14 protein-coding genes are annotated in these 13,439 nt (G+C 57.5%); 6 read left to right on the top strand and 8 right to left on the bottom strand.

The genetic code is table 11. The features are described 5' to 3' along the window. Positions 1-13: 13 nt before the first annotated feature. Positions 14-514, top strand: a complete 501-nt coding sequence (locus tag ACR0NE_RS03800; protein WP_170394876.1) for a potassium channel family protein — start codon at positions 14-16, stop codon at positions 512-514. Positions 515-520: 6 nt separating this feature from the next. Here ACR0NE_RS03800 and ACR0NE_RS03795 read toward each other — a convergent pair whose 3' ends face one another. Then, the gene (locus ACR0NE_RS03795; protein ID WP_170598300.1) at positions 521-850 is read right to left on the bottom strand and encodes a hypothetical protein; all 330 of its coding nucleotides are present in this window, start codon (positions 848-850) and stop codon (positions 521-523) included. A 191-nt stretch (positions 851-1,041) separates the two neighbouring features. Here ACR0NE_RS03795 and betB point away from each other — a divergent pair, with 191 nt between their 5' ends. Continuing rightward, the gene (betB, locus tag ACR0NE_RS03790; RefSeq protein ID WP_170598303.1) at positions 1,042-2,496 is read left to right on the top strand and encodes a betaine-aldehyde dehydrogenase; all 1,455 of its coding nucleotides are present in this window, start codon (positions 1,042-1,044) and stop codon (positions 2,494-2,496) included. A gap of 680 nt (positions 2,497-3,176) precedes the next feature. Here betB and ACR0NE_RS03785 read toward each other — a convergent pair. The 5 genes from ACR0NE_RS03785 to ACR0NE_RS03765 are packed head-to-tail and all read right to left on the bottom strand — an operon-like array spanning position 3,177 to position 7,846. After that, positions 3,177-5,324 carry a hypothetical protein gene (locus ACR0NE_RS03785; RefSeq protein WP_170598306.1) on the bottom strand — a complete coding sequence of 716 codons (2,148 nt, stop codon included), beginning with the start codon at positions 5,322-5,324 and terminating at the stop codon, positions 3,177-3,179. After that, positions 5,321-6,190 carry a flagellar motor stator protein MotA gene (motA, locus tag ACR0NE_RS03780; RefSeq protein ID WP_170408548.1) on the bottom strand — a complete coding sequence of 290 codons (870 nt, stop codon included), beginning with the start codon at positions 6,188-6,190 and terminating at the stop codon, positions 5,321-5,323. Before motA ends, ACR0NE_RS03785 begins: the two co-directional genes overlap by 4 nt. Before the next feature lie 46 nt (positions 6,191-6,236). Then, a complete protein-coding gene (locus ACR0NE_RS03775) occupies positions 6,237-6,830 on the bottom strand; it encodes a MotE family protein (RefSeq protein ID WP_170394862.1) in 594 nt (197 codons plus the stop codon). Then, positions 6,827-7,339: a DUF6468 domain-containing protein gene (locus ACR0NE_RS03770; RefSeq protein ID WP_170598308.1), complete on the bottom strand. Its 513-nt coding sequence runs from the start codon at positions 7,337-7,339 to the stop codon at positions 6,827-6,829. Before ACR0NE_RS03770 ends, ACR0NE_RS03775 begins: the two co-directional genes overlap by 4 nt. Before the next feature lie 9 nt (positions 7,340-7,348). Next, entirely contained in the window at positions 7,349-7,846 is a 498-nt protein-coding gene (locus ACR0NE_RS03765) for a flagellar basal body-associated FliL family protein (RefSeq protein WP_170598312.1), read from the bottom strand. 119 nt (positions 7,847-7,965) lie between these two features. On the opposite strand from ACR0NE_RS03765, the gene fliF reads away from it, so the two are divergent. The 4 genes from fliF to fliP are packed head-to-tail and all read left to right on the top strand — an operon-like array spanning position 7,966 to position 11,156. Next, complete coding sequence (fliF, locus tag ACR0NE_RS03760; RefSeq protein ID WP_170598315.1) at positions 7,966-9,555, top strand: flagellar basal-body MS-ring/collar protein FliF; 1,590 nt, start codon at positions 7,966-7,968, stop codon at positions 9,553-9,555. Further along, positions 9,555-10,151 (top strand): ABC transporter ATP-binding protein, encoded by a 597-nt coding sequence (locus ACR0NE_RS03755; RefSeq protein ID WP_170598318.1) that lies wholly within the window; start codon positions 9,555-9,557, stop codon positions 10,149-10,151. Before fliF ends, ACR0NE_RS03755 begins: the two co-directional genes overlap by 1 nt. Then, a complete protein-coding gene (locus tag ACR0NE_RS03750; RefSeq protein ID WP_170598320.1) occupies positions 10,144-10,431 on the top strand; it encodes a FliM/FliN family flagellar motor C-terminal domain-containing protein in 288 nt (95 codons plus the stop codon). The genes ACR0NE_RS03755 and ACR0NE_RS03750 overlap by 8 nt, the downstream gene beginning before the upstream one ends. Then, a complete protein-coding gene (fliP, locus tag ACR0NE_RS03745) occupies positions 10,428-11,156 on the top strand; it encodes a flagellar type III secretion system pore protein FliP (RefSeq protein ID WP_170598322.1) in 729 nt (242 codons plus the stop codon). The genes ACR0NE_RS03750 and fliP overlap by 4 nt, the downstream gene beginning before the upstream one ends. On the opposite strand, the gene ACR0NE_RS03740 is transcribed toward fliP, so the two are convergent. Beyond that, positions 11,157-12,599: a sensor histidine kinase gene (locus ACR0NE_RS03740; protein WP_170598324.1), complete on the bottom strand. Its 1,443-nt coding sequence runs from the start codon at positions 12,597-12,599 to the stop codon at positions 11,157-11,159. Continuing rightward, entirely contained in the window at positions 12,596-13,333 is a 738-nt protein-coding gene (locus ACR0NE_RS03735; RefSeq protein WP_170408540.1) for a response regulator transcription factor, read from the bottom strand. The genes ACR0NE_RS03740 and ACR0NE_RS03735 overlap by 4 nt, the downstream gene beginning before the upstream one ends. Positions 13,334-13,439: the final 106 nt, after the last annotated feature.

Here is a 13,439-nt window from a genome sequence, read left to right as displayed (position 1 = left end):
CGACGGAGCGCTCATGACCCACGAACCCAGAACCCTGGAAGAATGGAAATCAACTTTGCTGGCGGCGCTTGGGCTGGTCTTGGCAAGCTTTCTTGCGTGGTACGGTCTGTCGCGCCTGAACGAAGCTACTGCAGGCGACACCATTGGCACTCTTTCTTCGGTAGGCCTTCTGATCTGGATCGCCTCGCAGTCCTGGTACTACATGACCCAGGTGAAATCTCCCCGGAGGTTGTTGTTCCTGATGGGGGTGTCCTTCATCCAGGTCGTGCCATTCCTGTTCGCAGCCGTCTACGGCGCGTTTGGATATAACGACCATTGTGTGATCGGCGCCGAAGGGCCAGCCGATATTCTGTATTTTTCATACGTCACCTTCACAACGGTCGGATATGGGGACATGTCCCCAACTGGCTTTTGCCGTGGGCTGGCTGTGGCCGAGGCTGTGACGGGTTACATCCTGTTGGGCATGTTTGTGGCCGCCGCCGTCGCGCTATACGCGCGCAACCACGGCAAATAGAGCGATCTATTTATTATGATCGATCCAGCGCGACATCATTTGTTTGTCGCGGAAACATTCGGACGGGATCGGGCGGCGCTTGCTGCGCGAGATACGTTCGGCAAAAGCAACCTGCTTACCTGTTGGGTAGTTTGCAAAGGGCGACGGATCATGCGGCGTATGAGCTGAAATCCAGTCCGACAGGGATTTGCGGTCACGCTGCGCCTCGACCGGAATCTCAAGCGCTGATTGTTGCGCGATGGCGCGGGCAAAGCGCATCTGCCGATCGGTAACTGGCAGCAGGTGATAGTCGTTTGTCGGGCCGCTCAGGGCGGAATTTCGCATGTTCTGGGCCATCGGGTAATCCTCTGACTATGTAGAACATAAATAGAACATTAACCTTTCGTTTCAAGGGAAGACCCTTTGGGTTAGGCGAGAACCTGCCAATTTGCAGCTTGATTGACTGATCAGTCAATAATCGATAATTCGATCCTCAACGCACGCGATCTCTTTGCCTAAAGAGATTTCTGAACACAGAGGGAACCGGCATGAAGTTTCAACCTAAGGCCAGCCATTTCATCAATGGCGAGTATGTCGAGGACACCAATGGCGCGCCCATCGACGTTATCTACCCCGCCACCGGAGAGGTCATCGCACGGCTACATTCCGCCACGCCTGAGATTGTTGAAAAGGCTCTGAATAGCGCAAAATCGGCCCAAGCGGCCTGGGCTGCCCTATCGGGCACCGAGCGAGGCCGTGTGCTGCGACGCGCGGCCGACATCATGCGGGATCGCAATCGTGACTTATCGATCATCGAAACCCATGATACCGGCAAACCTCTGCAGGAAACGCTGGTGGCCGACGCTACCAGCGGCGCGGATGCGCTGGAGTATTTTGGCGGTCTGGCGGCCTCGCTGACCGGCGAACATATCCCTCTGGCAGACGGGGATTTTGTCTATACCGTCCGCGAGGCGCTGGGCGTTTGTGTGGGCATTGGGGCATGGAACTACCCGACGCAGATCGCTTGCTGGAAGGGTGCCCCGGCGTTGGCGTGCGGAAACACAATGATCTTCAAGCCTTCCGAGACTACTCCGCTGTCGGCATTGCAAGTAGCCGAGATTCTGATCGAGGCAGGTGCACCCAAAGGCGTCTATAACGTTGTTCAGGGCTACGGTGATGTAGGCGCCAGCCTGGTGACCGACCCCCGAGTGGCCAAGGTCTCGCTAACAGGGTCGGTTCCAACGGGCCGCAAGGTGTACGCTGCTGCCGCCGATGGCATGAAACATGTCACCATGGAATTGGGTGGCAAGTCCCCGATGATCGTGTTCGACGACGCCGACATCGAAAATGCCGTGTCAGGCGCCATTCTGGGGAATTTCTACTCCTCGGGACAGGTCTGTTCCAACGGCACTCGAGTTTTTGTGCAAAAGGGAATCAAGGAAGCGTTCCTTAAGCGCCTGTCTGAACGCCTTGCTACGGCGAAAATCGGCGACCCGATGGATGAAGAGGTCAACTTTGGCCCGATGGTCAGCGAAAATCAGATGAATATCGCGCTTGGCTATGTCGAAAAGGGGAGGGCCGAAGGCGCGCGGCTGATCTATGGCGGCGAACGGGTCGAAGGCGATGGTTTCTACATGCAGCCCACGGTTTTTGCCGATGTTAAGGACGATATGACAATCGCGCGCAAAGAGATTTTCGGCCCGGTGATGTCGGTGCTGGACTTCGACACCGAAGAAGAGGTTCTGGCCCGTGCCAATGACACCGAATTCGGTCTGGCCGCCGGCGTCTTCACCAACGACCTGACCCGCGCCCACCGCATCGTGGCAGGTTTTGAGGCGGGAACTTGCTATATCAACACTTATAACCTGGCCCCGGTAGAGGCGCCTTTCGGCGGCTCCAAGATGTCGGGCGTCGGTCGCGAGAACTCGAAACTGGCAATCAACCACTTCAGCGAGATGAAGACAGTCTACGTCTCGATGAATGATGTGGAGGCCCCATACTGAATAAATCCGGTTGAATAGTCTCTGTTCTTGATGGTTCACGTCGGGGACAGAGCACATGCTGGCTCGTACATATGACTAAATTCCTCAAGACGCCTCCTCCGCAAACCGGAGATCAGTCTGTGAAAACACACGCCCAAGCTTATGTGATCGGTGCAGTTTGATCCTTTATCAACTGGCCAAGTTTGGTTGGATTGACGTGGCGATGCTGGAAAGGGCGAGCTATCTTCGGGCCAACCCCAGACCATGTCCCCGGCACAATACGCAATGCCAATTGTAGCGATTGTTTTGGCGGAGCATGTTCGCATCTGGGCTGAACACATCTCTGGGGCGGGTCTGCCGGATCCCGATGTGACAACCGTAATGCCCCGGATCACGGTTTTAGAAAGTCTGAGTCACTCGGCCCGGTTTACCAAGGGCAGATGTGGTGATCGTAATCTCAGATGGAGTTGTCCGAGAACCAGCACACTTGAACGCGTGCGGTGGTCATGAATGATCATTGAGCCAGCTGAAGATCTTCGACACGTTCACTGAGTTTGACGCCACTGTCCTATGGGCATCATGGATTGGTGCATAGGAAGTCCAAATGAATTCAATACCTTTGTTAGAGGCTGATTTTGGCGTCTATCAGCCTACAGGCCAAAGCAGTTACACTTGTCTCTGCAAGAACAGACTTCCAAGGTTCAATTCGGGTCGATTGCGCGCACTGTCTCAAGCATTTCAGTGATCTGCGCGCGTGCGATGGTGCTGTCCTGTAATAGCGTTGCGGCGTCCGACAACGGCTTGTCCGGCTGCCGCGCAACGGGCTTGATCAGGGACGTTCGGATGCGGGACAAATCGGTGAAGGTGTTTGACCTCTCTTCATCCGCACCGCCGGAGCCCGCCAACCAGTTGTATCGATCGGCCATCTCGTGCTTCCCGCCTGCCTGTAATGCGCGCGCGGCGGCATCGAAATCCTGTGTTTGCATCATGGCCTGGGCGCGTATCTCTTGTGCGGTGTCCGAGGAATCGTCCGCGATTTCCAGCAGCGCCTGACGGGGACGGTTCCCCAACAGAGCCGCCTTTGCCCGAAGCCGAGCACGATCACGGCTGCGTTCCCGATCTTGCGGTCGGTTTGCCAACGCGTAAGCCTGCGCTGAAAACCCAAGGTCAGCCAATCGCTCTGCCATGGACACGGCAGTTTCGACCGCCAGCGTGTTGCGTCGCTTGTCCTTCAATTCCATCACATGGCGCAGGAAAGTAATGTCGTCCGCCCGCTCCGCCAGCAATTGGAACACCTGATCTCGTGTCCTCTGCCATTCGTCGGAATCCGAGACATCCTCAAAACTGGCAAGAGCTCCGGTAAAATCCTGCGACAAAGCCATCGCCAAAGCGTGTGCACGCGCCAACATCGGGCCAAGATCGGACTTCCGAAGCTCGCGCGCATAACTTGCAGCTAAATCGAGGTCGCGGGGCGAGACCGTACCCCGGTCCGACCACCGCTTTTCGATCAACCGCGCAAGTGCCAACGGCGCATCGGTCGCGGCATCGGGCGCCGATATGATCTCGGTCAACAGCGTTTCTGCGGTATCGGTATCCCCTGCAGCATCCGCGATTTTGGCTTGGGCAAAGGTTACATCAGCGGGTTCGTCCTCTAAGATCCGTTCGACCGCACGCAAGATCCGGCGCGATGCTTCAAGCCGGCCTGCCGAGACAAACATCTCGGCGATATCCGGGCCGAGATGTTGCCTGAGATGCCACGGCAACCGACCAAAACTGCGTTCGATCGCTTTCACATGCGCATCGGATTGAAGTTTACCCTCACTCAAAAGCGCCCAGAGTGCGGCGGCACCATCACATCTTTGCTGCCCTGCCAAAGGGTTCGGCGTCGGTGCAGGCAACCCGTCCATCACTGATGCGATGGCCGCTACTCTGCGCTGCTCAACCGAGGTCTCCGACAACAAAGACAGGGCTTGGTGCGCTTCTACACCGAACCCGAAATACGTATAGAGCTTCGCCAAATCCATTGCATAAGCCTGGTCGACACGATCGAATTCCTGAAATAGCCCGACCCGCAATTCGGCCACATCCTCGGAAAATGATCGAGCGCCCGACCATGTCTCAAAACCCAGTTCGCTGTTCGTGATACATTCCGGTTTGCTATCAATCTGAGGAACTGCCAGATTGCCCAGCCCCGAAACCTCATCGAGCACCGAAGACAGTCGCAGATTTGGCACCAGCTTTTCCGAAGATCGCAGCGGACCAAAACTGGACGATTCCCTGCGTCCGACACCTGCCAGTTCAAGATCAACAACCTCTCGATCAGCGCTTTGCAATAAACGTGATGCCAACTGCTCCTCGAAATTTCGTTGATTTAATTGCAGCAAAGGCAAGGCCAGTTCGGTGGCTGGAATATCAGTAGGTAAGGGTTTTTGGGCCGTGATACTCGCAGTCCTGGGAAGTGCCTCTGGCTCTACCGGGTCACTTGCAGGTGTACCCTGGCCGGGTGCGATATCTATGACAACCATAGTTTGGCGATGCAGAAATGCCGTTGCCACGCAGTCGCACCCAAATGTCATCTCCAACGCTGCACCTGGCCCGGCCTGTTGAAGCGATTGCAGACGGTTCCCCGACAGGCGGTCGAAGACAGCTGCAGTGTTGAATGTCGCATTATCGATGCCAATGCTCAGCCGCGCGCCGTTCTCGACCGGATCCAACATCCAACCGGTGCCAGAGGGGACCTGTACCACCAGTCGCGTGTACCCCTCATGCTCGCCCGATCGCACGGTCAAAGCCTGTGCTGACGCGCTTGTGCCCCATGCGAGCAAGACCAAAGACAATGCGCGGATCATGCTGCAGCCTGCTTGAGTTCCTTAAGCGCGTCTTCAAGTTCCGAGAAACCGGGCCGGTTGTGGGTCGGTGTGTTCTGGCGGCCGACCTCTATACACATGGCCGCGTTGTGGTTGTGAAGATTAGCCACCAGAACCTCTTTGATGAGTTGGTAAAAGTGGTTGTCTTCTTCAACAACAGATTTCAGCTTGCCCGCGAAAGGACCCACCAATCCATAAGCCAGAAAAACCCCCAGAAACGTCCCAACCAACGCGCCGCCGATCAGCTTACCCAGAACTTCCGGTGGTTGGTCGATTGATCCCATCGTCTTGATCACACCCAGAACGGCGGCCACGATCCCCAAGGCGGGCAACCCGTCAGCAACGGTTTGCAGCGCGTGGCTTGAATGCATGGCATGGTGGAAGTTCGCCTCCATCCGCTTTTCCAGCACCTCCTCAACCTGGTGCGGGTCGTCATAGTTCATCGCCGCCGAGCGCATGGTGTCACAGATCAGGTCCACCGCTTCTTTGTCGGCTTGAATCTTGGGATATGCGGAAAATAGCGATGAGCTTCCTGGCTCTTCAATGTGCTGCTCTACCTCGACCGGGTTAGCGCGTGCGATCCGGATCAGAGAGAACAACAAGCATAACAGATCGCGATAATCCTCGGGCTTCCATTTGGGTCCTTTAAAAACTTTCGCGATATCCTTGGCGGTGTGTTTTACGCCGCCGATATCATTGCTGATCAGAAATGCGCCGACTGCGGCCCCTCCGATCATCATCATCTCGAAGGGCAGTGATTTCATAATGATGGCCATCTTGCCGCCTGCGGCAAGGTAGCCGCCGAATACCATGACAAAGATGACGGCAATTCCGATGAGCCCGATCATGAAAGGTCTCCAGCGTTGAGGGTGCAGATAGATATGGCCATGAGGGTCATTCCTGTGGGGCACGTGCATTGCGCCCGGCCATGATCACGCTGATGGTGTAAGCAGCCTCGGGGCTGAGACCGGCCATAACTTCAGCGGCAGCTTCCGGTGGCATGCGAGACAGGAAGCCAGCGGCGAATACCGCGTCCATCGTTTCGAACAACGCGGCGGCATCTTTGGGCTTCATGCTCTGATACACGTCAGTCAGTTGTGTCAGATCGTTTTCGGCGGCCTTTTCGGCAATCGCCACCGTTTCACGCAGAGCGTTCTCGGCGTCCTCCAGCATCGTGAGCCGGGTTTCGATGGCCTGATCGGCAATGTCGAGCGCCCGTTCCCGGTCCAAAATCGTGCTTTCACGCTGGTTTAGAGTCTTTTCACGGCGTAATAGTTCCGTAAGCAGCATTTGTAGATCTGCCGCATTCGCCTCTTTGCGTTCACCACCGACGGGCGAGGCCATGTTTGGTTCCGCGCCGCGGGCAAGTGCAGGCCCGGCCTCAAGCCCGATGCGAATAATCGCAGAGCCGACCATCAGCAAGGAAATGACGGTCAGAACACCGCCGCGCGCTCGGCGATCAGGCGCTTTTGCCCGGTTGCGACTCATTTCGCTGCTCCGCCAGATGGAGCGGCGCGCCGAAAGAACATCAGGCCTTCTGGTTTCTTTGCGGGCGGCTCTGGTGGTGCTTCCGATGGCTCAGTCGAGACCTCAGTTGGTTCACCAGACGGATCGGATGCAGTTTCTTGTGCTTCGCCGGGCTGCTCAGACCTGTCCTCAGCAGGTGCGTCATCTGGCTGATCCATGGGAACGTCCGGCTCAGAGGGCTCTTCCTGAACGACATCGTGCATCGAGGCCATCATAAGCTCCAATCGTTGTGCGACGGTTTCCGCCCGTTCGGTCAGCGTCTGCAACGCGGTGCCGGAATCATCCGAAGCCTGACGCGCGCTATCCAGCGATTTTCGCAACTCTTCTGCTTGCGAGGACAGCACAGAAACGGCGCCACCCACACCCTTCTCAAGATCGGTAAACCGCTTCAGGCGTCGCGACAGAACGAAACAATACAGACCAGCCCCAAGAGCGCCCGCAACCAGCAGAATATCGGCAATCAACTCCACCATCGCCTCCTAATTCAGTACAAATTCCATGACCAGAACGTCACGCACTCGGCCTTCGTCCACGACGATCCCAATGCGTCGTAGCAGGTGTCCGCGGATCCTCATCAAAGCCAGAGAATCTTCCAGATCGGTTAACTCAAGGGCGCGCAAATAGCTGTTCAGAACGTCCATGATTCGCGGCTGCATCTTTTCAACCTCGGCGGCGTAGCCCGCATTCACTTCAAGCTGCGCGTGAAATTTCAAATGTCGCGAATCATCTGACTTGACCGAGATGATCACCGGCGGAAGATCGACAAATTTCACATCGGGAAGTGCCTTTACGGAAGCGTCTTCGCCTTTCTTTTTGGCCTCTTTCACCATCTCGGACCCACCTATGGGAAGCAGGCCGGATGCAGTTATGAAATAGCCACCAACACCGCCCGCGATAGCCAGAGTCAGTCCAAGCAGAAGGCCCTTTTTCCCTGATTTTTTAGCGGCTTCCACCTCATCTGCAGTTGCGTCGGTCATGCCGTCCTCATGAATCTGTTCGGCAACCGTCATAACCCCTCAGGGACTAACCGATTGTTAAGGGCAATCGTCCAAACAAGGGCAGAGCCGCACAGAATGTCGGTGAGTCGGAGGTAAGCGTGCAGCAGATCGGAACTGTCTGGGCTAGTTTGGACAGGCGCAAACAAATTATCGTGGCCGGTGCCGTGGCACTGGTGTTTCTGGGTGTGCTTGCGATGTCACGGATTGTGACAGCGCCGTCGATGACGCTGCTTTATGCGGGGCTCGAAAGCGGTGCAGCCGGGGATATCGTGCGGGCGCTGGACCAGCGTGGTGTGACCTATGAAATAAGGGGTGGCTCGATCTACGTCCCCGGCGTTCAGCGGGATGAGTTGCGGATGACTTTGGCCAGCGAGGGCCTGCCTGCGAACGGCAATCGCGGTTACGAACTGCTTGATTCGCTCAGCGGCTTTGGCACTACGTCGCAGATGTTTGATGCCGCCTATTGGCGCGCAAAAGAAGGAGAGCTGGCGCGCACGATCGTGGGCAGCCCGCATGTCAGCAAGGCCCGGGTGCACATCGCCAACAGCTCCTCCAACCCGTTTCAGCGCAGCATAGCACCAACCGCTTCGGTTTATCTGGTCCCGTCGGGTGCACCGATTAACGGAGATCAGGCAAAGGCGATCCGGTTTTTAGTGGCGTCGGCGGTTAGCGGGCTGGCACCGGAAAACGTCACTGTGATTGATTCAAACGGGGCCGTGATTGGCGCGCAGGACACGGCGGTGGCAGCCGATACTGCAGATGATAAGGCGCGCCAATTGCGTGAGAAAGTTCTGCGCCTGGTCGAAGCCCGGGTCGGGGCCGGCAACGCGGTGGTTGAGGTCAGCGTAGATACGGTGACCGAAACCGAGTCTATCCGGGAACGTCGCTTTGACCCCAAAGGCCGTGTTGCGATCAGCACGGATGTTGAAGAACGGTCGGACAGTGCGCGTAATCAGTCGGCGGATGTGACAGTGGCGTCGAATCTGCCGGATGGCGACGGGGCCGGAGGCGATGAATCCAATTCGAATGCCACTCAGACCCGCGAACGGGTGAATTATGAGGTGTCAGAGACCGAGTTGGAAGTTCATCGCGCGCCAGGTGCGATCAAACGTCTGACTGTCGCGGTGCTGGTCAATGGTGTTCGAGCGGCAGGTACAGATGGCGTCGAGGTTTTTGAACCCATGCCGCAGCCCGAGCTTGATGCACTGCAAGAGCTTGTGGCTTCTGCGGTCGGGTTTGATGCTGAACGCGGCGACGTCATCACACTGAAATCGCTCGACTTTCCCATGGCTGAACCCCAGGGCGAGTTGGTGTCCGGGTCGATCTGGCAGAACATGCATATCGACGCTATGTCGCTAATCCAGATGGTGGTTTTGGCGCTGGTTTCCCTTGTTTTGGGTCTGTTTGTCATACGGCCAATTCTGACGAAATCTGCGGCATCGGCGCTGCTGCCAGCAGGTGCACCGGTCGAGGTCGCCCCAGCGCCTTCCCTGACCGGGGAAATTGCGACCGCAGATGCGCCGGACTTTGCACCGCTCGCGGATGCGGCGCAGCCGAATGTTCCGGCGATTGCCGCTGCGCGTGGGGAAGATCCTGTCGACCGTTTGCGCGCCATGATCGGCGACAAGCAGGAAGAGACGGTAGAGATCCTGCGCAGCTGGCTTGAAGAAGGCGAGGAGAAGGTGTGATGTCGATCGCTCATCTTCTTGAAGACTTCACCGCCCCTGCGGCTGGGGTGGCCGTACATCTACTGGATGAAGACGCACTGGAAGAACAGCGGCTTGCTGCATTTGAACAAGGCTATGGGGCGGGCTGGGAAGATGCGGTTCAGGCGCAGGAGCAGACCGGCACACAGCTAAGCTCCGATCTGTCGGCGACGTTATCCGACCTGTCCTTTACCTATCAAGAAGCATTGACCCGCATGACCCTGTCGCTGGAACCGATGTTCCACAGCCTGGTTCAGACTATTCTGCCTGAGACGATCGAGCATGGCTTTGCGAAGCGATTGACCGAGCAGCTTTGCGACATGGCGCGTGAGCAGGTCGGCCAGCCACTGCAGCTGACTGTTCCGGCGGGCACTTCGGATCAGGTCGAGGCGATGCTGCCGCAGGATATCTCGCCGCGTCCCCAGGTCATCGAGGATGTCTCGCTCCAGCCGGGACAGGCGCGATTGCAGGTGGGGATCGCCCAACGCGAGGTGGACTGCGCTGCCTTGCTCTCATCCATTGCTGCAACGTTCGAAGCATATCTGTTTGAAGCAAAAGAGGCTTTGTCAAATGAGTGATCCTCAACCACCGAAACCCGAAAAACCCAACCCGTTCGAGACTGTTCCGATCGAAGTCTCCGTCTCGGTCGGGCGTGCGCGGCCTTTGATCCGTGACCTGTTGAGCATGGGCGAAAATGCCGTACTGACACTGGACAAGCGGATCGAGGATCCGGTTGACCTCTATGTCGGGGACCAATTGGTCGCGCGCGGTTTGTTGGAAGAGATGGAGGGCGATCAGTCCGGGCAACTGGCTGTACGGCTGACCGAAATCTCGGATCTGCAGAACGGGATCGGATGATGCGCCACCTTTTTTGGCTGGCATTTTTGCTGGTCATACCCTCCGGTGGCGCGGCGCAAGAACTGTCGCTGTCCCTGGGCGAGGGCGGGTCGATCTCGGCCCGGACCATCCAGTTGATTTTGCTGATCACGGTGCTCAGCCTGGCACCGGGACTGGCGATCATGATCACCTGTTTCCCGTTTTTGATCACGGTTTTGGCGATCCTGCGGCAAGGAATCGGCTTGCAGCAGTCACCGCCAAACATGCTGATCGTCAGTCTGGCGCTGTTTCTGACCTATTTCGTCATGGAGCCGGTTTTTACCGAGGCGTGGGAGACCGGGATTCAGCCGATGGTCGAGGAAACGCTTGACGTAGAGCCTGCGCTGGAACGCGCGCTGGTGCCGTTTCGCAGTTTTATGGCAGCGCGTATTGATGCCGACACGTTTCAGGCCATGGCAGACCTGCGCCCGGATGGTGCTGCGATTCAACTATCGCCCGAGGCCCCGTTATCCGTGCTGATGCCGTCCTTCATGTTGTCGGAAATCGCGCGGGCCTTTCAGATCGGGTTCCTGATTTTCCTGCCTTTCCTGATAATCGATCTCGTTGTCGCAGCGGTTTTGATGTCGATGGGAATGATGATGGTGCCCCCGGCTACGGTCTCGCTGCCGTTCAAATTGGCGTTTTTCGTCATCGCTGATGGCTGGGCCTTGATCGCCAGCGCCTTGGTGCGCAGCTACGTGCCATGACTATTGCCGGGTGATCTGCAGGCGCGCGCGCAGGCCCTGATCTCCGGCCTCGAAACTCAGCGTTCCGCCGTGTTGTTCGGCAACGGTGCTGACAATTGTCAGGCCCAATCCGAACCCATCCGAAGATCCGATGTTTGATCCGCGCTGGAACGGTGCCAGTAGCGCCTCGATATCCGCGACCGATAGGTCGGTGCCCTTGTCTTCGACGATGATCGTGGCGGTCTGAGCATCAGTTTCCAGTTCAACCTCGGCGTGACGACCGTATTTCAGGGCATTGTCGATCAGATTGGACAACGCTCGTTTCAATGCGATGGGCTGACCCGTCACCAGGATGCGCCGCGTTTCCGGCAGCGACGCATGCCCACGGCGTGACATGAAAACAGACGACGCGCTTTCGACGACAACGGGGTCAACGGCTTTCAACGACACTGGCCGGTCCATATCCTGATAATCGGCCACAAGCGATTCAACCAGCGAGGTCAACGATATCTGGCGCGGTTCCTCGACGCTGAGTTCCGATCGCGTGTAAGTAAGCACGCTTTCTATCATGCCGGTCATCTGGTCCACGTCGGCCTCGAGCTTTTCGCGCAACTCGCCATCGGGAATCAGCGCCGCACGCAGCCGGACGCGGGTTGCAGGTGTCCCCAGATCGTGGCTGACGCCCGACAGTACAATGGCGCGTTTCTCAAGCTGCGCACGTTCGGCATCCAGGTGATCATTCACCGCAGTCACGATATCGCGCAGCTCTTCGGGCCCGTCCGCGTCATAGCTTTGCGGCCCGCCGCGACGTCGGCGGTCGCCTAGTGCCTGAGCGAAACGTGCGAAACTGTCAGAAACATTCCCGACCGAGGTCAGAAGCACCGCCAAGGACACAATTCCCAGCAATATCGCGGGCAAACGCAGATCAACCGGCGCAGCCTTACAGCCCCAGATTTCGGTGCCGTCGACTTGCTGCCAGACTCCGCGCCCGAATTGCGCGATCAGGATAGGTTCGCTGCAATATGTGGCCAACAGACGGGTCAGGTTCCCCATCTTCTCGGGGCCGGTCTGATCGCTGCCAGATACGATGTCTGAAACCGGATAGACCAGTCGATCCGATAACACCGCAAGCGTCAATTCGCGGCCACTCAGGGGGGCTGAACTGTCGGTCAGAATCGACAGATTGGTGACAAAGCGGCGATCCGCAAAGCCGGGCATTTGCTGGAACGCTCCCCTATCAGCAAGCGCGGCTGCCTCGGTTGGCAATGGGTTGATCAATAGGCCGGGTGGCGGCGCCATCCCCGTTCGCAAGTCTTCGTATATGGTGAAACCGGCAACAAATGCTGCGGTCTGATACCGGTTCCAAGCCTGTGCCGAGGTGAACCACATCCCGGCAGCCACCAGCCCCGCGACAAAGGCGGACAGGGTCCAGAGCCACCCAATACTGCGCAGGCGCAGGGTCATGCGTCCTCATCCACCATAACGTCAGCGGTAAACAGATAGCCAACACCGCGCTCGGTGCGCAGCATCTGGGGGTCTTTCGGGTTGGCCTCGATTTTCGACCGCAACCGCCCCACCAGCATATCTATGGCACGGCCTTGCGCCTCAGGCTTGTCGGCCTCACCGGTTACATCCAGTGCGGCGGCGATCTCATCACGGGTCAGCGGAATATGCGGGTTCGCCAGCAAAACCTTCAACAGGGCGGTCTCCCGTTGGGACAGGGAAACCAGATAGCCTTCGGGCGAATGCACCTCGTCCCGTTTGCCGTCAAAGACCCAGCCGTCAAAGTGAAAGGTGCGCGTGCGGCGGCGGTATGCCAGCGAAGGCGTGCGTCGGGCGCGTTGCATCACCGCACGGACGCGGGCCAGCAACAGTTGCGGGTTGAATGGTTTGGCGATGTAATCGTCTGCTCCAACCTCATATCCTGCCATGCGCTGATGATCCGCCGACAGGGCCGAGACCAGAATGATCGGTACATCCTGTTCGGCCCGCAACCGGGCACAGATCTCGACGCCGTTTTCATCGCCCAGCATCACGTCCAACAGGATCAGGTCGATCCGCCCCGAGGTTAGATGCGTGCGTATTTCACTTTCGGAACTGGCAGGCAGAGCAATATACCCGTTCTGCTGAAAGAACTGGGTCATCATCGACCGCATCTCCGAATCGTCGTCCACCACCAGGAGCCGGGGAATGCCCACTCTGTTTCTCCTCCTTAGGGTTCTCCGTCGCCGCCAATTGTAACGAATGGAAACGGATTCAAGGCCAACGTAACACGGGGTAACAAAAGCGGTGAAAATTTCCACC

It is taken from the genome of Ruegeria sp. C9 (genome assembly GCF_056537585.1).
Note: the sequence above shows the minus strand (reverse complement) of the source record. Positions and strands in the feature narration are given on the sequence as shown.